The 18,539-nt window shown below is 61.8% G+C and carries 19 protein-coding genes and 1 pseudogene; 8 read left to right on the top strand and 12 right to left on the bottom strand.

The annotated features are described in order from the left end of the window. Window positions 1–53: 53 nt before the first annotated feature. Together NKI50_RS05405 and NKI50_RS05400 are read left to right on the top strand one after the other, a co-directional pair. Complete coding sequence (locus NKI50_RS05405; RefSeq protein WP_352715692.1) at window positions 54–1,817, top strand: acyl-CoA dehydrogenase family protein; 1,764 nt, start codon at window positions 54–56, stop codon at window positions 1,815–1,817. A 36-nt stretch (window positions 1,818–1,853) separates the two neighbouring features. After that, window positions 1,854–2,606 carry a crotonase/enoyl-CoA hydratase family protein gene (locus tag NKI50_RS05400; RefSeq protein WP_352483724.1) on the top strand — a complete coding sequence of 251 codons (753 nt, stop codon included), beginning with the start codon at window positions 1,854–1,856 and terminating at the stop codon, window positions 2,604–2,606. A 72-nt stretch (window positions 2,607–2,678) separates the two neighbouring features. Here the strand turns inward: NKI50_RS05400 and NKI50_RS05395 are convergent, their stop codons facing one another. The 4 genes and pseudogenes from NKI50_RS05395 to pdxH all read right to left on the bottom strand — a co-directional run bounded on the left by NKI50_RS05395 (window position 2,679) and on the right by pdxH (window position 4,262). Then, on the bottom strand, window positions 2,679–2,978 hold the full coding sequence (locus NKI50_RS05395; RefSeq protein WP_023716881.1) for a hypothetical protein: 300 nt from the start codon (window positions 2,976–2,978) through the stop codon (window positions 2,679–2,681). Between the two features lie 71 nt (window positions 2,979–3,049). Further along, on the bottom strand, window positions 3,050–3,394 hold the full coding sequence (locus NKI50_RS05390; protein ID WP_352483738.1) for a type II toxin-antitoxin system RelE/ParE family toxin: 345 nt from the start codon (window positions 3,392–3,394) through the stop codon (window positions 3,050–3,052). Between the two features lie 49 nt (window positions 3,395–3,443). Continuing rightward, window positions 3,444–3,617 (bottom strand): annotated as a pseudogene (locus tag NKI50_RS05385) (CopG family ribbon-helix-helix protein); the annotation flags it as partial. Between the two features lie 27 nt (window positions 3,618–3,644). After that, the gene (gene pdxH, locus NKI50_RS05380) at window positions 3,645–4,262 is read right to left on the bottom strand and encodes a pyridoxamine 5'-phosphate oxidase (protein ID WP_292663882.1); all 618 of its coding nucleotides are present in this window, start codon (window positions 4,260–4,262) and stop codon (window positions 3,645–3,647) included. Window positions 4,263–4,301: 39 nt separating this feature from the next. Between pdxH and NKI50_RS05375 the strand changes: the two genes are divergently transcribed. Continuing rightward, entirely contained in the window at window positions 4,302–4,763 is a 462-nt protein-coding gene (locus NKI50_RS05375; RefSeq protein ID WP_352715688.1) for an RT0821/Lpp0805 family surface protein, read from the top strand. 103 nt (window positions 4,764–4,866) lie between these two features. Beyond that, entirely contained in the window at window positions 4,867–5,796 is a 930-nt protein-coding gene (locus NKI50_RS05370) for a DnaJ C-terminal domain-containing protein (RefSeq protein ID WP_352715685.1), read from the top strand. Window positions 5,797–5,859: 63 nt separating this feature from the next. On the opposite strand, the gene NKI50_RS05365 is transcribed toward NKI50_RS05370, so the two are convergent. The 5 genes from NKI50_RS05365 to NKI50_RS05345 all read right to left on the bottom strand — a co-directional run bounded on the left by NKI50_RS05365 (window position 5,860) and on the right by NKI50_RS05345 (window position 12,878). Continuing rightward, complete coding sequence (locus NKI50_RS05365) at window positions 5,860–6,591, bottom strand: hypothetical protein (RefSeq protein ID WP_352715682.1); 732 nt, start codon at window positions 6,589–6,591, stop codon at window positions 5,860–5,862. Between the two features lie 29 nt (window positions 6,592–6,620). Further along, window positions 6,621–7,769 (bottom strand): gluzincin family metallopeptidase, encoded by a 1,149-nt coding sequence (locus NKI50_RS05360; RefSeq protein ID WP_502895965.1) that lies wholly within the window; start codon window positions 7,767–7,769, stop codon window positions 6,621–6,623. Window positions 7,770–7,904: 135 nt separating this feature from the next. Continuing rightward, window positions 7,905–8,573, bottom strand: coding sequence for a TfuA-like protein (locus tag NKI50_RS05355; RefSeq protein ID WP_352715676.1), 669 nt, complete (start codon window positions 8,571–8,573; stop codon window positions 7,905–7,907). A gap of 61 nt (window positions 8,574–8,634) precedes the next feature. After that, complete coding sequence (locus NKI50_RS05350; protein ID WP_352715673.1) at window positions 8,635–9,783, bottom strand: YcaO-like family protein; 1,149 nt, start codon at window positions 9,781–9,783, stop codon at window positions 8,635–8,637. Then, window positions 9,783–12,878 carry an ATP-binding protein gene (locus NKI50_RS05345; RefSeq protein WP_352715670.1) on the bottom strand — a complete coding sequence of 1,032 codons (3,096 nt, stop codon included), beginning with the start codon at window positions 12,876–12,878 and terminating at the stop codon, window positions 9,783–9,785. Before NKI50_RS05345 ends, NKI50_RS05350 begins: the two co-directional genes overlap by 1 nt. Before the next feature lie 280 nt (window positions 12,879–13,158). On the opposite strand from NKI50_RS05345, the gene fabI reads away from it, so the two are divergent. Continuing rightward, window positions 13,159–13,977: an enoyl-ACP reductase FabI gene (fabI, locus tag NKI50_RS05340; protein ID WP_352589000.1), complete on the top strand. Its 819-nt coding sequence runs from the start codon at window positions 13,159–13,161 to the stop codon at window positions 13,975–13,977. A 31-nt stretch (window positions 13,978–14,008) separates the two neighbouring features. Next, window positions 14,009–14,596, top strand: coding sequence for a histidine phosphatase family protein (locus tag NKI50_RS05335; protein ID WP_352715666.1), 588 nt, complete (start codon window positions 14,009–14,011; stop codon window positions 14,594–14,596). 52 nt (window positions 14,597–14,648) lie between these two features. Here NKI50_RS05335 and NKI50_RS05330 read toward each other — a convergent pair whose 3' ends face one another. Both NKI50_RS05330 and NKI50_RS05325 read right to left on the bottom strand, forming a co-directional pair. Beyond that, the gene (locus NKI50_RS05330; RefSeq protein ID WP_023716902.1) at window positions 14,649–14,912 is read right to left on the bottom strand and encodes a DUF1344 domain-containing protein; all 264 of its coding nucleotides are present in this window, start codon (window positions 14,910–14,912) and stop codon (window positions 14,649–14,651) included. 97 nt (window positions 14,913–15,009) lie between these two features. Continuing rightward, window positions 15,010–15,159, bottom strand: a complete 150-nt coding sequence (locus NKI50_RS05325) for a hypothetical protein (protein WP_352715663.1) — start codon at window positions 15,157–15,159, stop codon at window positions 15,010–15,012. 37 nt (window positions 15,160–15,196) lie between these two features. Here NKI50_RS05325 and aroC point away from each other — a divergent pair, with 37 nt between their 5' ends. Further along, window positions 15,197–16,306, top strand: coding sequence for a chorismate synthase (aroC, locus tag NKI50_RS05320; protein ID WP_352483721.1), 1,110 nt, complete (start codon window positions 15,197–15,199; stop codon window positions 16,304–16,306). A gap of 98 nt (window positions 16,307–16,404) precedes the next feature. Further along, window positions 16,405–17,505 (top strand): 3,4-dihydroxy-2-butanone-4-phosphate synthase, encoded by a 1,101-nt coding sequence (gene ribB / locus NKI50_RS05315; protein WP_023716904.1) that lies wholly within the window; start codon window positions 16,405–16,407, stop codon window positions 17,503–17,505. A gap of 59 nt (window positions 17,506–17,564) precedes the next feature. Here ribB and NKI50_RS05310 read toward each other — a convergent pair. Continuing rightward, a partial coding sequence (locus NKI50_RS05310; RefSeq protein WP_352715660.1) for an MFS transporter occupies window positions 17,565–18,539 on the bottom strand: 975 nt, incomplete at its 5' end.

Genomic DNA, 18,539 nt, shown 5'->3' with positions numbered 1-18,539 from the left:
CTTAACTTGGCCTGCCGGACTGAGGAGAGCCAGGCTGAGGAGAAGCGAGCGCCATGTATCGGGCACCGGTCGAGGAAATCGCCTTCACCCTGAAGCATGTCGCCGGCTTGAAGGCGGCGCTCGATGCCGGCACCTTTGGCGAACTCGGCGAAGACCTCGTCGACGCCATTCTGGCCGAGGCCGGCCGTTTCGCCAGTGAGGAGGTGGCGCCGCTCTATGAGATCGGCGACCGGCAAGGCGCGGTGCTCAACGGCGCTGCCGTCACCACGCCAACCGGCTGGAAGGAACTTTATCGCCGCTGGATAGATGGCGGCTGGAACGCGCTGTCCGCGCCGGAAGCGTATGGCGGCCAGGCGCTGCCGGCCATGCTCGGCGCCGCCGCGCTCGAAATGTGGAACTCCGCCTCAATGGCGTTCGGCATCGCTCCGACGCTGAGCATGGGTGCGGTCGAAGCACTCGACAAGCACGGCTCGCAAGCGCTCAAGGCCAAATATCTGGAAAAGCTGGTCTCTGGCGAATGGATGGGCACTATGAACCTGACCGAGCCGCAGGCCGGCTCGGACCTGAATGCCTTGCGAACCCGTGCCGAGCCGGCCGGCGACGGCACCTACCGCATCTTCGGGCAAAAGATCTTCATTACCTATGGCGAGCACGATTTCACCGACAACATCATCCATCTGGTGCTGGCGCGGCTGCCGGACGCGCCGGCCGGCACGCGTGGCCTTTCGCTGTTCCTGGTGCCGAAATTCCTGGTTGGCGACGATGGCGCGCTGGGCGGGCGCAATGACGTCTTCTGCTCCGCGCTGGAGCACAAATTGGGCATCCACGCTTCGCCGACCTGCACCATGATCTATGGCGATGGCTTCGAGGGCAGCACGCCCGGCGCGATTGGCTGGCTGGTCGGCGAGGAGAACAAAGGCCTCGCCTGCATGTTCACCATGATGAACAATGCGCGCCTTGCCGTCGGCATGCAGGGCGTCGCGGTCGCCGAGGCGGCGACGCAGAAGGCGCTGGCCTACGCCAACGAGCGCCGGCAAGGCAAGGCGGCAAGCTATCGCGGTACCGGCATGGCGCCGATCGTGCATCACCCCGACATCCAGCGCAGTCTTTTGACCATGAAGGCGCTGACCCAGATTGCCCGCGCCATCTGCTATTCCTGCGCCTACGCCATCGATCTCGCGTCCGCGAGCGAGGATGCAAAGCACTGGCAGGAACGCGCCAATCTTTTGACGCCGCTGGCCAAGGCGTTTTCCACCGATGTCGGCGTCGAAGTCGCCTCGCTTGGGCTTCAGGTGCATGGCGGCATGGGGTTCATTGAGGAGACGGGGGCTGCAGCGCTTTATCGCGACGCACGCATTGCGCCCATTTACGAAGGCACCAATGGCATCCAGGCAATCGATCTGGTGACGCGCAAACTGCCGCTCGGCGGCGGTCGGCATGTGCATGGCTACATCGCCGAGCTCAAGGCCGTCGCCGATGCGGTGCGAGCGTCGAACCTTGAAGGCTTCGGCAGCACCGCCGATTGCCTCGACCAGGCGCTCGACGACCTCACACAGGTGACCTGTTTCCTGCAAGACCTGCAGGCCGAAGGCCGTTCCGACGAGGCGCTGGCCGGCGCCACGCCTTATCTCAGGCTGATCTCGCTTGCCGCTGGCAGCGCCTATCTGGCGCGCGGTGCGCTTGCCGACCAAAACCGCATCGCGCTTTGCCGGTTCTTCGCCGAGAACCTGCTGGGCGAGGTGGGCGCGCTGAAGGAGCGCGTCATCGGCGGCGCCGACAGCCTTGGCGTTGCCGGCAAGTCGCTGATTTCAGCCTGACGTTCGCAAACGCCCGAAATTCACAAAGGACAATCCGTGACAGACCACATCCTCGTCGAACGCCAGGGCGCCATCCAGATCATCCGCATCAACCGTCCGGACAAGAAGAACGCCCTGACCCGCGCCATGTATGCGACAATGTCGGCGGCTCTTACCGGCGGCGACGCCGATCCGGCGATCCGCGTCCATGTCTTTCTCGGCGTGCCCGGTGCCTTCTCGTCCGGCAACGACCTTGCCGATTTCATGGTCATCGCCTCGGGCGGCGAAGGCGGTACCGAAGTCTGGGATTTCCTGATGGCGTTGGCCAAAGTGGAAAAGCCCATGGTTTCCGGCGTCGACGGGATTGCGGTCGGCATCGGCACCACGCTCAACCTGCATTGCGACCTGACGTTCGCCACGCCGCGCACAATATTCCGGACGCCCTTCGTCGATCTCGGCCTTGTGCCGGAGGCCGGTTCGAGCCTGCTCGCACCGCAGATCCTCGGCCGGCAGGGCGCTTTCGCGCTGCTTGGCCTTGGCGAGGGCTTTTCGGCCGAGCGGGCGAAGGCCGCCGGGCTGATCTACGAGGTGGTCGAGGAAGACGCACTCGAAGCATCGGTATTGGCGGCGGCGGGCCAGATCGCGGCCAAGCCGCCGCAAGCGCTGAGGATCGCGCGAGACCTGATGCGCGGCTCGCGCGAAGACCTTGTCGAGCGCATCGGCCAGGAAAGCCAGCATTTCCGCGAGCGGCTCAAATCCGATGAAGCCCGCGCCGCCTTGACCGCCTTCTTGACCAGGAAAAAGGCCTAGACCTTCTGGCCTTGTCTCGCATCGTGGACCCGCCGGCAGCAACCGGCGGGTTTTCTCGCCATGCTCTCTTTGTCACATCGCCATTTTTTTACATTCGGCCTGGGCCTTTGCCGAAGACGTGTCGATCATGAATGTCTTGCCTTTGGCGTCGGTCATCAACATCATGCAATGCTTGATCGGTTTCGCCATTTTCATCATTTCGGCGCTCATCTTCGCGTCGGGCATCATGGTGCCCATATGCCCATCGGGCATGATCGCCATGACCTCGCCACCCTTCATCACCGTCATTGTCCCCATCGCGTCCTCCGCAAAGGCTTGCGAAGCGAAAAGGCCGGCAAGACCGGCTATCGTGACCAACCTGAGTGAATGCATTGCGTCCTCCTGAATTTGCGCCAGCGGCGCGTTGAGCCCTTCCCTGGTTCGTCCCCGCAAGCTGGAACGTTTCACGCACACGAGATCGTGAAGTGAGATCGGAAGCGCCAGGTCTCTGGAGCCCGGGAGTTCCGGGTGGTTCGGCGCAGGCGGTATGGCCTGACCTGGGTGCCGAGCGACTTACAAGGCCTAAGCCACCGCTGGGCGGCGTGCATGACGGTGAGGATTTCGACAGTCTCGCCGTCGACGCGATGAGGGATGATATACGGCTTCGACCAAGACGAGTTCCCGTGTCCCCTTGATGCGCCCGACACGCCCCATCGCGGTTGTTCGGCGAGATGTCCCGCCGCCGTTACGATGCGCGCAATGACTCTCGCGGCGGCCTCGGGATTGTCTTTCTCGCCATGCGCGCCGATTTCATCAAGCCGCCGCAGCGCCCGCTCGGTTTAGCGGATTGACTGTGGCTTATGCCTGGCGGGTCGACTTGACGTATTTCCCGACAACAGCCTCTACCTCGCCGGCACTGGCAAAATCGCCGCGCGAGGCTTCAGCCAATCCTGCCTCTATTTCGGCGAGTTGCCATTCCTCACGGGCTACAAAATCCTCGATGGCCTGCGCAGCCACATAGGAGTCACTCCTGCGATTGAAACAGCGCGGCATCGTCCCCTACGGATAAAGCCTCACCTTGTCCCAGCCGCCCTCGGCGTTGCGCGAAAAGACGACACGGTCGTGCAGCCGGAACGGACGGTCGTGCCAGAACTCGATGGTCTGGGGCACGATGCGGAAGCCCGACCAGTGTTTTGGCCGCGGGATGTCGCCGATAGCGTGGCGCGCCGTATATTCGGCGACCGCCTTTTCCAGCGCGAAGCGGCTTTCCAGCGGCCGCGACTGTTTGGAGGCCCAGGCGCCGATGCGGCTGCCGCGCGGGCGGGTCGCGTAATAGGCATCGGCTTCGGCGTCGGTGACGATCTCCACCGGGCCGCGCGCCCGCACCTGCCGGCGCAGCGATTTCCAGTGGAAGCACATTGCCGCTTTCATGCTGCCCAGGATCTCACGGCCCTTGGCGCTCTCGAAGTTCGTGTAGAAGACGAAGCCGCCCTCATCGAAGCCCTTGAGCAGCACCATGCGCACATTCGGCATGCCCTCGGCATCGACCGTCGCCAGAGCCACGCTGTTGGGGTCGTTGATCTCGCTCTTCGTCGCATCGTCGAGCCACGCCGCAAAAAGCCGGAACGGCTCCGCCGCCTCGGTAAAGTCACCGCTTGTTAACCCGGTTTCGCTCATAGTTTTCCCAAATTTGTCGCCGGCTGGGGAGATTGCCGATTGTCGCGTATCGCGCAAGCTTTTGACAGTGGGCAATGGAACGTTATCGCTTCGGCCAGCGCCAAAGCCATGATCGTGATAATCGTCCTGCCGCTTGCCGCGTGTGGCGGCGGCGGCTTCAGCCTGGAGCAGGCGGAGGTCGACCGCTCGGTGCTGACCTCGAGCACGCCGGCCTCAGTCACGCCGCTCGATCAGGACCGCGCCTCCGATCAGGCCACGATCCGCAACGCCGTGTCCTCCGCCGACGTCGAGCAACTGGTCGGGCAGGCCGTTCCCTGGGCGAATGCCGACACCGGCTCGCGCGGCTCCATCACCGAACTGGCGGAATTCAGGGCTAACGGCGAGACATGCCGTCGCTTCACCGCGTCACGCGAAAGCTTCGACGGCGTCGTGCTGTTCAAGGGCGAAGTATGCCTGGCCGGCGGCAGCGCCTGGCGAATGCAGGACTTCAAGGCGCTCTGATTTTCCGCCAGCCATATGGTGGCAAGCCACTGGAATTTCTTCCTATGCGAGCGCATATAGGGGTAGCAAATCGTGGACTCACTCCTTCTCCAGGGCAGTAAGCATGCGCGACCCCTATGAGGTGCTGGGCGTTGCCAAGAACGCATCAGCCAAGGATATAAAATCGGCGTACCGGAAGCTCGCCAAGAAGTATCATCCAGACCAGAATCCGGATGATCCCAAGGCGAAGGATCGTTTTGCCGCCGCCAACCAGGCGTACGAGATTGTCGGCGACGAGAAGAACCGGGCGGCTTTCGATCGCGGCGAGATCGATGCCGACGGCAAACCGCGTTTCCAGGGTTTCGAAGGCGCGGCCGGCGGTGCCGATCCTTTCGCCGGTTTCCGCCGGCAGCAAGGGCCGGGCGGCGCGCATTTCGAATTCCGCACGGGCCGTCCCGGCGGTGATCCGTTCGACGGCAACAGCGACATCTTCAGCCAGATATTCGGCGATGCTTTCACCCAGCAGCGCGGCGCCGGCACGGGCGGCCGCCGTCAGGCCCCGACCGCCGCCGATCTCAACGTGACGCTGGACGTCACCATCGAGGAAGCCGCCACCGCGGAGAAGGTGACGGCGATGTTCCCCGACGGCCGCAAGATGGCGGTCAAGTTGCCGGCCTATGTCGAGGACGGCCAGACCATCCGCCTGAAAGGCCAGGGTGAGCAAGGGCCGGGGCAGCCGGGCGATGCACTGGTCAAGATCCGCTTTCGCCGGCACCCGCGCTACCGCGTCGAGGGCCGCGACCTGCATGTCGACCTGCCGGTGGAACTGGCCGATGCGGTGCATGGCGCCAAGGTGGCGGTCGAAACTCCGACCGGCAGGATTGCGGTCAATGTTCCCCCTTGGTCAAGCTCGGACAAGGTTCTGCGGCTGAAGGGCAGGGGCCTGCCGGAAAAGGCCGGCGGTCACGCCGACCTCTATGCGCATGTGCGGCTGATGCTGCCGGAAGGCGGCGACGCCGAGCTCGAGGCGCTGATGGGCAGGCGAAAGGGCTGACGGAAGCCGAACTGGGGCTAGCCGACCACAACTCGCGATCGGTCATGCGCGCACTCGCGCCTATCAGTCGCCAAGTCTTCCCCCGCGGTGCCCCATCATCATCCGGGAAGCATACATCGTGGGCGAGCGCTTGCCGGGCAGATTTGCATCGAGAACGATCTGTTCGACGAACCCCTGGTTCGTTTCGAATTCAATGCACTCATCAAGCTTGTCGACGATCCAAAGCATGTATCTATCCTCCACACTCCCATTTTGGTTATTTTTCTTGTCATAGCCGCAATCGTCGGGCGGGATTTTTTCAGGAAAGGCTGGGATTAACATGATTTTCGGTTTCGGTAGATCATAGCAATGTCCTTCATATGAATAACCAACAATAATCCCACAAGAAAGCAATTGTCCTTCCGCTAGTGCCTCTTTTATTGTTATCAATGTTGATAAAGCTATTTTACCAAACTTTCTCGTGTCGAGTGCAATTTGGTACGACAGTCCTATGGGCCACGGAAAGTCAGGTATGGTAATAAGTTTTTTGAATACTTCTTCGTCAGATAATATATTTTTCCCTGTACCTCTTAATTCCTCTATTGCTTTCTTAACCTCTGCATTAGTTTTCTCATCATCTTTTGGATCGTCCATAGATATATTTGAAGAAATGCTTGTGTTGTTTGTACCGACGGCCTTTGAACTCCCCGGGAACACGAGACCACGACTCCCGGGGATGCCGTAGAGCCTTGCTTGGCTGGCGTTATACGCGCCATCGGGAAAAGTCAGTGTCGGTCGGTGAAAATCGTCGCTCATGTTGCTTCTCCTCCGTTGTAATCACCAGTTCATAAAATTTCCCGCCACCTGAAGTTCTCCTCGAAGCTTGCCGCTATCGCCGGGCGGATGTGGTCGGACACTTCGATGATGGCGGAGGCTGCGACTGCGAATGTGAGATGATCGGCATCGAGCCGCGCCCACGCGCGCGCTAGCGCAAGCGCGACATCGTCGCGCGCCTTGATTAGCTCGGTCTTGAAAAGGAATGGACTGGCCCGGAATGCATCGCCCGTGAAGTTGGAGATGTGCCGCATGTCGGCTTCGCCAACCTGCCTGATGTCGAAGCGAAGCAGGCGCTCGTCGGCCAGGCCCTGCCGCACCAGGCCGGCATGGTAGAGATCGACCAAGGTATCGAACACCGCTCCCGTGAAGGGGCGGGACCTGTCATGAATCTCTTCGGTCACTTCCGTCATCTTGCGCGAGTTACTGGCAAGGCGGATCTGGCGGTCGCCCGTCAGTTCGGCGATGCGGTTGAGCTCGTTGAGGACAAGCAGGTTTGCCTGGCTGTGCCGTAACAAACGATCCATCCCGCTGTCGAAATGCAGGAACGAAAGCAGCGAAATAAGATCGGCGTTGGCTTCGTGGAACGGCCCGAAGTCGCCGTCCTGCAGGCCTTCCTTAGGCACTCCGAAGAGAGAAAAGAGTATGGAGTGACCCATTTCATGCGCGATCACGTCGAAGTTTAGGGCATATGGATGGCCGTGCCCATCGGCTCCACGCTCGCGGCCAAGCTCCAGATAGCCATACCCCGATTGCGCATTCTCCCAGTCAACCCAGGGAATGATCTCAAGCCGCTCGTATGTTTCGGCGAAGTACCAGACAATCGGCTTGCCCAGATAGCTTTCCCAGATGTCCAGCACCCGGCTCGCAGCCGCGAACGCATGCGCTGCCAGGAACTGGCGCGACTGAAGAGAGAGGTGGTCGAAATGACCATCAAAGCCGGGTTCGGCTGGTGGGAAATACGCGCCAACGAAGGGCGGCAGGTAGGGATACTCGTACGGCTGCTTGTCCAGCACGGGATCACGCACGTATATGCGACGATCCTCCGGGCCCGGATGGATCAAACCAGGCGATGTTGAAATCCAGACTACCTCGGGTTTCTCGTACCCAGAAACGTAAGGCGCTTGTGGGTATAGCAGGAAGCGTGTTCCAGCCGACATCCCCGCCCGACCGGCGACATCGAGCGCGTTCAACTTCGCGGCCCCTCCCACTGCGCGGCCCCTCCCATGGTCTGCGACACTATCACGAAGCCTGCACTTCGTAAATTGCACCAAGTATCACCGGCAACTCTGTCGTCAGATTGCTAAGCCGGCGTCCTCCAAATCCTGGACAAACGCGACCGTCATTCTGAAATTCTTCAATTCCGCCGGCACCAATGCATTTTCGCGCATAAATTGCAGAGCTGACAGTGCGTCGCGTTTCTTTTGCTGAACGAAAGCTCCTGCGAGAATTTGCCGGCAGACTTCGAAATCATGATCACTGGCTTCCGGCAATGCCTCGCGGACCATTCGCGACAGCGTACGTTCCCGAAAATTGAGGTTCCGGGCCACATTCTCAAGCTTTCCTGACAAATCGGTGGAGATCAGGTTCCGCCTCCAAGCAGCGCGGATGGTCATTCGCAAATCAACCAAAGCGTGCGTTAGTGGCGAAAAATTCACCGCCTTCGGACCGTACAGCACTGCCACTGCGTCGTCAGGCAGCAAAGCAAAGCGGCGGTACCATCGATAGATAAGGCCAACGCCGTGCATGTATGGGTAAAGCTCGGCGGCTCGCAAGGCTCCCATGCTTCCGGCACCAATCACCGGAATGGCCTGGCTGATCGCCCACAGTATCTCCTTGTGCCTCACTGCCGGCTCAGCCTGGAAAGCGCCGTCTATGATGACAATTGCAGCGGGGTCATAACGCTGCACCGCAGCTATGATTGAGCCTTGCACCGCCGGCGCCAGGCAGATCACGTCGGCCACCTGCTGTGCCTCTGGATGCGATAGCGTGGGGCCGGTGAAAACGAGCCGAGGTCGCATCCGCTCACTCCACCAAAGGGTACAATTGGGGGATAACTATCCTGACGGCCGACAGCCGGTTCCAAGGGCTGGTTTTGAGGCGGACCAGATAAACGGCGCTGATTCCGCTTTCCTCCAGTCTCGCGAGAAGGCTGCCACGCAAGGTCTGCCCGTACGCCGCTCGATGGGCAGGCTGGCGGGCGAAACTCACGTCTTTTCGGCCGTCGGTGATCAGCTGGCGGTGCGCCTCGATAAGCTGCCAGTCGGGATATTTCGGATAAGACGCCCGGGTCATGTCATCGCGCGCACCCGAGATCGCCGCAAGCCGCGCCTGCGCCGCCTCGTGGATCGCTTGGACGGCAGCTGCCGCCGGATCGAATGCAGCGGCCGAGCCATCGGCTGGCAGATGGAGCAATGCCGTCTCGCGAGGATTGCTCTCCATCAGATGGCACCAAATCACAGGCAGGCCAACAGGCGACGGCGCAAGCCAAAGGCCGACGATCATGTCCTTTCGTGCAAGTTCATCCAATAGGGCCAAGACCCTTGCGTCATCGATGGTCGCTGGATCGATTCGCTGGTGATGCAGAAAGCCATGCGTCTTGAGAGCGCGGGCGATCGCATCGCGTTCGACGCATTCCAATATGCCGTGTGTGATGGCGTCTGTTTCATCAAGTGCGGCCGCCAGTCCGGTTGTCGTTGGCGTGAAAATTCCGTCACAGGGGCTCGGCGGTACGAGATAGGCCGTGTGCACCAATTCCAGCGGAACGAAGTCGCGGCCGCCGCCCAGCAGGTTTTCCGCCTCTACCCAAGCGATTTCTCGGCCGCGCCAATCAGCACGTGCGGGCTCTCGCAGCCACATCTCAAATCGCCCGTAGGGTATCTGTAGTAATTTGGCCGAAGCGTAAGCTGCATCAAGATGTTCGATGCGCTCGGCGAAAAAGCTTTCAGCGGATTCCAAAATGGCCGATATCGCAGCGCGAGCTAGGTTGGCGCCCTTTCCCTGCGCGACCGCGTTTGAAAACGAGAACGGCCTCGTTGCCTGCACGACCGGGATGCCGACACGGTCCAGGCCGGTAATGTCCGCAATACGGGTGATGCCCAACGCTTGTCGCATCGACATCAGATAGGTCAGCGCTTCGTCTGCCGGAGGACCAAGGCGCTCATATTGTTCCACTATCGGCTGGCCCGCAGTTCCGGCTCAGGGTTCACGATCAGCGGTTCGCCGGGCTCAACCGACTTCCTTGCCGCTTCGACACGGTCGTTGTAGCGCCGAAGCAGTTCGGGCGAGAGATTTGACGCACTGAGCGTCTCGTAGGCCGCGATGAGGATGGGCACGGCATTTTGCTCGGCTGCAGTATTGAGGCTCTTCTCAAGGGCAGCTGCCACCCGGCCAGCTGCCGCCCTGTCAAGGACGAGAAGTTGTGCAATTCGCCGGTGTAGTTCCGCCAGCCAATATCGGCTGCCACCCGCCTCGGCCTGCGCCACCGCCGAATGAAGCAGGGCAAGCGCGTGACTGATCTCACCCGAGCGCGCGAGAAGTTCCGCTAGCATGCCGCAATAGACGGGCTCGTCCTCGGGTGTCTGCACTTGTCCATGCAGGCCGAGGGCCTCACGCATCTTGTCCTTGCCCCGCTCGAGTTGGCCAGCGTTGCCATCGCACCAGCCCTCGAAGATTTGTGCCGAGACGACTAGCGAAGGCAGGTGATGAAGCGCGGTCAGCTGTCGCAGATCCTCAATCACGTCACGTAACGAAGTGAAGTCGCGGCGGTAGCAACTCAGCATCGCGTCGTTGATACAGGCATGCGCAATGCTGCTGACATGGCCAGTCTGCTGTGCCCAGCGGCGGGCCTCCGACATGGAGTGGAGAGCGCTCGTTGCACGTCCCGAGAACCACAGCGACAGTGCACGATGCGCCAAGCCGCACACGCGCGCGTCGTGCCCCCCAAAACGCGTGGCATTCGCGTGCCCCTGGCCCACGTCATAGAGCGGCAGTCCAGCATCAATCGCGGTTATGCATCCACCATGGTCTCCGCGATTGAAATCGACTGCCCACAAGCAGTGCCTAGCCTGAAGCTGAATCTCGGGGTCGTTAACCTCCTGTAGATCACTGACGACGGCCTGCGCCCGCTCGCCGTCAACGACCGAACCCGTGAACCACCAACCCCAATAGATCGGGAACCACTTGGCGCGCTCCGCTATCGGCCGACGCCGTGCGATCTTTACGCCGTCGTCATAGAGCCTGCGGGCGTGCTCGGAATTTGGCCCTTCGACGGCGGTCAGTATCGGCCCGAGCGCCACCATCGCCGAGAGCCGCAGCGCATCCCGTTTGTCATGATCAGAAACCTGCTCGCAAAGCGCAATGGCATGCTCGAGCAACTGCCTTGCCTCAGCCATGGCCGAGCGGGACGAGCTTTCCATGCCGGCATTGACGAACTCGCCGATCGCTTCGTCAAGCAGGCCGCCTCGCTCAGCATGATCTGCAAGAGCTGCCGTTGTTAGCCAGCCAACGAGGCTGCGGTTGTCACTAGCCACCGCGTAAAGACGCTGATGCAGGATCTGCCGCCGTTTCCGCAGTGTTCCATTATAGATCGTCTCTTGGATAAGCACATGCCGAAACGCGTACACTGTTGCTGCTGCGTGCCTGGCGCGTACGAAGCCTGCCTCGGCCAGGGCATCGAGCGCCGCAGAGATTGTGCCCGGGTCAAATTCCGGCAAGAGCGCCGATAGCAAGTCCAGGCTGAATCTGTTGCCAGCGACGGCGGCCGCACGCGCCACCTCGCGGGCGCGGCCGAGAGGCTCAAGCCGGGCATCCAACACTGTTTCCAACACTGCCGCGCGGCCGAGCGAAACGCCCTGTGGCAGCTGCTCCGTACCGCTAGCGGCATTCTCCGCCATCCATTGGCAAACTTCCTCGATGAACAGGGGTACACCGCCGGTGACGCGCTCGACCAACTCTATCAGCTCAGGCGCAGGCGCTCGCTTGCCTTGAGGCCACATGGTCGCGATTGCCCGCAAGGTGTCGGCATGCTCAAGGGGAGCGAGCAAGACATGCTTGCTTTTATCGTCCAGCCAGTCGCCACATCCCGGCCTCGCCGTTGCGATCAAGAGCACGGGGAAACTAGGAACCAGCTTTGCAAGTTCACCCAGCAGTTGCTTCGACGTAAGGTCGATCCAGTGAATATCTTCAACGATCAAGACCACTGGGCCACTGGCGCACGTTGCTTGTAACGCATGGCGCGCAGCCCAATCGGCCTTCTCCCGGACCACTTCCGGATCCATCTCATGGAAACCGGACCTCGCGCCTTCCACGCCGAGCAGAAAAGAAAAGATGTCGACGACTTCGGCGTCGTGAACGTCATTTGCGGCGAACACCTCGGCCACAAGCGCAGGGGTGAGTGCACGCTCGCCGTCGTCGAAATTGCCCAGCATCGCCTGCCGCAGTGGATACAGCGTCGAACGCGAGTCGCCTGGCATACATTGGAAGAGGAGCAACCTGTTGCGTTGGAAGCGCGTTCGCCGGCGCACCTCGTGTAGGATGCGCGACTTGCCAATGCCGGCTTCGCCCTCGATCACGATGACTTGGCCACGTCCCGAAACGGCTTCATTCCAACATTCATGTATCAGCTCGGCCTCATCCGCACGGTCGATCAAGGGGCTGGTGAGGCGTCCGAACGCGAAGAAACGGTCTACCCCCCGCTTGTGGCTCAGCGCCTGCCAGACCTGCTCGGGTTGCGCGAACCCTTTGATGACGTGAGAACCGCAGAAGCTAAATACGTGTGAGCGCCGTGTCAGATTGCGCGTCTCGTTGCACACGACGACGGTATCTGGCCGGGCGATTGCCTGCAGCCTGGTTGCCAGCGCAAATGCAGGGCCGGTTACCGTGTCCTGCGCTGCAGCGGTATCCCCCTTCAGGATTAGCGTCATCGAGGTCGCCACACCGACCCTCACATGTAGGTCGCTCCTCCCTTTCTCCGCGGCAAGGAGCTTGCATGCCCTGACGATCTCAAGTCCGGCGCTGATGGTCAGCGACGCCGCATCCTTCGCACCCAGATCGACTGGGAACACAGCGACGCCGCCGTCGCCGACCTCGACCCTCACGGTTCCGGAGCACGACACGATCGCTTTCCTGGCGGCCATTTGAAACGCCAAGATAAGTTCCTCAAAATCTTCGATGCCGAGCAGGCTGAGCAACTCGGTGGAGCCTACGAGATCGTAGCAAAGCGCGGTTAGTACGCGCCGCTCGTGACGGGCCTCGATGCCGTCGTCCATCAACTCCCTGCCGATCGGAAGGCGCGAGCCAGTCCCCGCCTTCGGAACATCAACTCGGCTCTTATGCGACATGTCACCCTCGCTGACAGGGCATACTATCAAAAGTATGACAGAGCACAAATTACAGAGCGGCGATCGCCGGAACCTCAGGACCTCTCGCTGTGGGTTGGCGGGACTCAACGGCTTTGTCCCCGAACTGTCCGCTTTGAACGCTTGAAGGGGCACTGTGGCTGTGCGATAGGCACTCCACAAAGTAGAGAACCTTGCGGAGAGCGCTGACATGGCGGGTGGACGGGGCCTTATGGCCGGCAAGCGCGGCCTTATCCTTGGCATCGCCAACAATCGCTCGATCGCTTACGGCATAGCCAAGGCCTGTGTCGACCACGGCGCCGAGATCGCGCTGACCTATCAGGGCGAGGCGTTCAAGAAACGCGTCGAGCCGCTTGCGGCGGAACTGGGCGCGCATGTCGCCGGCCATTGCGACGTGACCGACCCGGCCAGCCTCGATGCGGTGTTCGCCGATATCGCCAGTCATTGGGGCAAGCTCGATTTCCTCGTCCACGCCATCGCCTTCTCCGACAAGGACGAGCTGACCGGCCGCTATGTCGAGACGACGCGCGACAATTTCCTGCGCACCATGGATATTTCGGTCTATTCCTTCACCACCATCGCCAAACGTGCCGAGCCTTTGATGACCGATGGCGGCTCGCTGCTGACGCTGACCTATTACGGCGCGGAAAAGGTGATGCCGCACTACAACGTCATGGGTGTCGCCAAGGCGGCACTCGAGGCCAGCGTGCGCTATCTGGCCGTCGACCTCGGCGCCAAGAAGATCCGCGTCAACGCGATCTCCGCCGGCCCGATCAAGACGCTTGCCGCATCCGGCATCGGCGACTTCCGCTACATCCTGAAGTGGAACGAATACAATTCGCCGTTGAAGCAGACGGTCACGCAGGAGGAGGTTGGCGATTCCGGCGTCTATTTCCTGTCCGACCTTTCGCGCGGCGTCACCGGCGAGATCCATCATGTCGATTCCGGCTATCATGTTGTCGGCATGAAGGCGGTCGACGCGCCGGATATTTCGACGGTCAAGGACTGACGCCACCGCCTGACCTCTTCCGGAAGACCTGATGTACCCGCTCGTCTATATCGTGCGCCACGGCCAGACGGCGTGGAACGCCGAGGCCCGGCTGCAGGGGCAGGCCGATACCGACCTCAACGAGCTTGGCCGCGAGCAGGCTAGCCGCAACGGGCGTAGGCTGGCCGACCTCATCGACAGGCCCGAAGATTTCGACTTTGTCGCCAGCCCGATGCGGCGCACGCGCGAGACGATGGAGCGCCTGCGCGCGGCGATGAAGCTCGATCCGCACGCCTATCGTACCGAGCCGCTACTCGTAGAATTGAGCTTTGGCGACTGGCAGGGTTTCACCTTTGCCGAACTCGAGGCGAACGATCCCGGTTCGACCAGGCACCGCCGCCTCGATAAATGGAATTTCCAGCCGCCCGGCGAAGGCGCCGAAAGCTATCAGATGCTGCTCGAACGGGTGAAGCCGTGGTTCGACGCTCTCGATCGCCAGACGGTCTGCGTGACCCATGGTGGCGTCATGCGCGCGCTGTTCCGCCTGGTGCTGGGGATGTCTGAACAAGAGGCGGTCAGCATGGAAGTGCCGCAGGACCGCCTGCTCAGGCTGGACGGCCGGCGCCTGGAGTGGCTTTGAGACCGATGAGGTAGCGTATGTTGAGACCAGGTCGGGCCGGCACCGACGCGCCCTACTCGGTCGATCCGGTGTCCGGCAGTTCCATGTCGGTGACGACGTTCTCGCCATTCGTCACGTCATAGGCGAGGACGATGTCCATGCCCGGTTTCAGCGCATCGAGATCGGTTTCGGCGTTCAGCTTGTAGGACTTGCCGTCGTCCAGCGTCAGCGTCAGCGCGTCCTTGTCGACCTTCTTGATCAGGCCTTCGGTCTGGCCGGCGAAGGCGGCGGTGGAAATCAACAGCGTGGCGGCAACAGCGCCAATCAGGATACGCATCATCGTCCTCTTTAATCATTGCCGGTACAGCGGCTCGGTCCAACGGAACGGAACTGAGCAGAAACCAATCGAATGTGTCAAAACTAAATCCGCCGGATCACAGTTTGACCACTGTGGAAAACGCCAATAGAAGGCAAGCTGCAGCCTGCAGCGCCGCGTCCTCCTGGGCGCGCAACGAACGCTGTAGCACTTTTGATTTTTTTTGCGCATGATCCTTTCCGAAAATCGCGCCGATTTTCGAGGTCATGCGCTAGGCCGGCTCCGACGCCGGCAGGGCTGGTTCCATGTCGCACAACACGTTCGGCCATCTCTTCCGCGTCACCACCTGGGGCGAAAGCCACGGGCCGGCGCTGGGCTGTGTCGTCGATGGCTGTCCGCCCGGCATCCGCTTCACTCGCGACGAGATCCAGGCCGAACTCGACAAGCGTCGCCCCGGCCAGTCACGTTTTGTGACCCAGCGTCGCGAACCTGACGAGGTCAAGGTCCTGTCCGGCTTTATTGTCGATGAGGACGGGGAGACGATGATCACCACCGGCACGCCGGTGTCGATGCTGATCGAGAATGTCGACCAGCGCTCCAAGGACTATGGCGACATCGCCCGCCAGTTCCGGCCGGGCCATGCCGACTACACTTACGAGGTCAAATACGGCCTGCGCGATTACCGCGGCGGCGGTCGCTCCTCGGCGCGTGAGACTGCGGCGCGAGTGGCGGCCGGGGCGCTTGCCCGCAAAATCGTGCCAGGCATGGTGGTGCGCGGCGCGCTGGTGTCGATGGGCGAAAGATCGATCGATCGCGCCAACTGGAACTGGAATTTCGTCGGTGACGCCGAAAACCCGTTCTTCACTCCCGATCCGGCGTCGGTCGCCGTCTTCACCAAATATCTGGACGGTATCCGCAAGGCGGGCTCCTCGGTCGGTGCGGTCATCGAGATCGTCGCCGACGGCGTGCCGGCGGGGCTTGGCGCGCCGATCTATGCCAAGCTCGACCAGGACATCGCCTCCGGCCTGATGTCTATCAACGCCGTCAAGGGCGTCGAGATCGGCAACGGTTTCGAGGCCGCCCGCATCACCGGCGAGGAGAATGCCGACGAGATGCGCATGGGCAATGACGGCAAACCGGTCTTCCTGTCCAACAATGCCGGCGGCATCCTCGGTGGCATCTCGACCGGCCAGGCGATCGTCGCGCGTTTCGCCGTCAAGCCGACCTCGTCGATCCTGACGCCGCGAAAGTCGATCGACAAGGACGGCAACGACGTCGAGATCATGACCAAGGGCCGGCACGATCCATGCGTCGGCATCCGCGCCGTGCCGATCGGCGAGGCGATGGTTGCCTGCGCCATTGCCGATCATTATCTGCGGCATCGGGGACAGACAGGGAGGGGAGTAGGGGAGTAGGGGAGTATGTTGGTGCACGCCAAGCAGCCAATTTTTTCCTTTTCCCTACTGCCGTACTGCCCTATTCCCCTACTCCCCTGCGAGTGAAACGAGCGCTTATGCCTTACGACCAGAAGAAGATCGTTGAAGCCCTGCGCGCCTTCGAGCGCGGCGAGATCGTCGTCGTCATGGACGATGACGGGCGCGAGAACGAGGGCGACCTGATCGTCGCCGCCGTCCATTGCACGCCGGAAAAGATGGCGTTCATCGTCCGCAACACGTCAGGCATCGTCTGCACGCCGATGCCGCGCGAGGAAGCCAAGCGGCTCAACCTGTCGCCGATGGTGGCCGACAATGATTCAGCCCACACCACTGCCTTTACCGTCAGCGTCGACTTCAAGCACGGCACCACGACTGGCATTTCGGCGGACGACCGCACGCTGACGGTGCGCAATCTCGCCAATGGCAATGTCGGCGCGTCCGATTTCGTGCGCCCCGGCCACATCTTTCCGCTGATCGCGCGCGAGGGCGGCGTACTGATGCGTTCGGGCCATACCGAAGCCGCTGTCGACCTTTGCAAGCTCGCCGGCCTGCCGCCGGTCGGCGTCATTTCCGAGCTGGTCAACGATGACGGCACCGTGATGCGCGGCCCGCAGGTGCAGGCCTTCGCCGAAAAGCACGGGTTGAAGCAGATCTCGGTTGCCGACCTCATCGCCTACCGGCAACGCAAGGAAACGCTGGTCGAACGCGTCGCCTGTTCCGACATCGAGACGCCCGGCGGCAAGGCGCAGGTCTTTACCTATACGCTGCCCTGGGATTCCATGCATCACGTGGCGGTCGTCTTCGGCGATATCCGCGACGGCGTCGAGGTGCCGGTGCGCCTTCATTCCGAGGACGTGGTGAGTGACGTCTTCGGCACCAGCCACAGGCTGGACGCCATCATGAAGGCGATGGGTGAGCGCAAGCGCGGCGTCATCGTCTATCTGCGCGAAGGGTCGGTCGGCGTCGCCCATCAGGAGCGCAAGCGGCCGGCTGCCGGCGACCGCGAGGACCATGAAGAGGCGCGCCGGCGCGAGAACGAATGGCGCGAGATCGGCCTCGGCGCGCAAATCCTCAAGGATCTCGGCATTTCCTCGATCAATCTGATCGCCTCGCGCGAGCGCCATTATGTCGGCCTCGAAGGTTTTGGCATCCACATCGCCAAGACCGAGATTCTTTAGACCGTTCTCACGATGCTGGTATGCGTCCGGCCCCCGCCTCGGGCCGGACGCACCGGAAGCTATTCCGCAGCGACCGCAGCAGCGTCGCAGGCTGCAATGTCGCAATCCGGCGCGGCAAGGCTGCGCTGGCCGGCAAGCACGATGACCAATGCGATTGTGCCCGACGCCACCGATACCCAGAACCCGTTCTGCGCGCCGAAAGCGTCCACCACCCAGCCGGCGGCGAATGAGCCGAGCGCCATGCCGATGCCAATGCCGGTCATCACCCAGGTCACGCCTTCGGTCAGCACCGCCTCGGGCACGCGCCGCTCGATCAGACCGAATGCCGTGATGAAGGTCGGCGAGATCGCCACGCCGCTGACGAAGACGGCCAGTGCCAGCAGCGGCACGGTGTCGGCGACGAGCAGCGGCAGCGTGGTAAGCGCAATGATGGCGATTGCGATGGCAAGTTGAATTTGCAGCGGCACTTTCAGGTTCAGGGCGCCGATAATGATGCCGACGACGAACGATCCGAGCGCGTAGACGCCGATAACGAAGCTGGCGGCGCCCGGCTGGCCAAGCTCCTTGGTGATCGCCACCGTGCTCACCTCCGTGGTTGCAAAGGTCGCGCCAATGAAGATCAGGGCCAAGGTGAGGATCTGGACCGGCCGCAGGCGGATTGCCGAACCGCCCGAACCATGTTCCACCGGTCTGGCTCGCGGTTCGGTCGAACGCTGCAGGATGAAAGCCGTCGAACCGAGGGCGAGGAACAATGTGCTCGCGAGCACTCCCGCTTCCGGGAAAAGCGCGACGCTCAGCCCCACCGACAGCGATGCCCCGGCGATGTAGACCAGTTCGTCCGCCGCCGATTCAAAGGCGAACGCGGTGTTCAGCTCGGGACGGTTGCGGAAGATCTCAGTCCAGCGCGCGCGCACCATTGCCGGGATGCTGGGCATGACAGCAGCCAGCAGCGATGACACGAACAGCGTCCATATCGGCCAATGCTGATTGGCCGCCGCAATCAGGATCGCGAAAGCGAGCGTGGAGATCACGGT

Source organism: Mesorhizobium sp. M0563, assembly GCF_040321065.1.
GTDB lineage: Bacteria > Pseudomonadota > Alphaproteobacteria > Rhizobiales > Rhizobiaceae > Mesorhizobium.
The sequence above is the reverse complement of the archived record's forward strand: the minus strand, read 5'-3'. Positions and strand labels throughout refer to the sequence as shown.

What these genes read in the sequence shown, in the direction of transcription:
- NKI50_RS05405 (WP_352715692.1), top strand. Translation starts at nt 54, where the DNA reads ATGTATCGGGCACCGGTCGAGGAAATCGCCTTCACCCTGAAGCATGTC.
- NKI50_RS05395 (WP_023716881.1), bottom strand. Translation starts at nt 2,978, where the DNA reads ATGCATTCACTCAGGTTGGTCACGATAGCCGGTCTTGCCGGCCTTTTC.
- pdxH (WP_292663882.1), bottom strand. Translation starts at nt 4,262, where the DNA reads ATGAGCGAAACCGGGTTAACAAGCGGTGACTTTACCGAGGCGGCGGAG.
- NKI50_RS05370 (WP_352715685.1), top strand. Translation starts at nt 4,867, where the DNA reads ATGCGCGACCCCTATGAGGTGCTGGGCGTTGCCAAGAACGCATCAGCC.
- NKI50_RS05365 (WP_352715682.1), bottom strand. Translation starts at nt 6,591, where the DNA reads ATGAGCGACGATTTTCACCGACCGACACTGACTTTTCCCGATGGCGCG.
- NKI50_RS05360 (WP_502895965.1), bottom strand. Translation starts at nt 7,769, where the DNA reads ATGTCGGCTGGAACACGCTTCCTGCTATACCCACAAGCGCCTTACGTT.
- NKI50_RS05345 (WP_352715670.1), bottom strand. Translation starts at nt 12,878, where the DNA reads ATGGACGACGGCATCGAGGCCCGTCACGAGCGGCGCGTACTAACCGCG.
- fabI (WP_352589000.1), top strand. Translation starts at nt 13,159, where the DNA reads ATGGCGGGTGGACGGGGCCTTATGGCCGGCAAGCGCGGCCTTATCCTT.
- NKI50_RS05335 (WP_352715666.1), top strand. Translation starts at nt 14,009, where the DNA reads ATGTACCCGCTCGTCTATATCGTGCGCCACGGCCAGACGGCGTGGAAC.
- NKI50_RS05330 (WP_023716902.1), bottom strand. Translation starts at nt 14,912, where the DNA reads ATGCGTATCCTGATTGGCGCTGTTGCCGCCACGCTGTTGATTTCCACC.
- NKI50_RS05325 (WP_352715663.1), bottom strand. Translation starts at nt 15,159, where the DNA reads ATGACCTCGAAAATCGGCGCGATTTTCGGAAAGGATCATGCGCAAAAA.
- aroC (WP_352483721.1), top strand. Translation starts at nt 15,197, where the DNA reads ATGTCGCACAACACGTTCGGCCATCTCTTCCGCGTCACCACCTGGGGC.
- ribB (WP_023716904.1), top strand. Translation starts at nt 16,405, where the DNA reads ATGCCTTACGACCAGAAGAAGATCGTTGAAGCCCTGCGCGCCTTCGAG.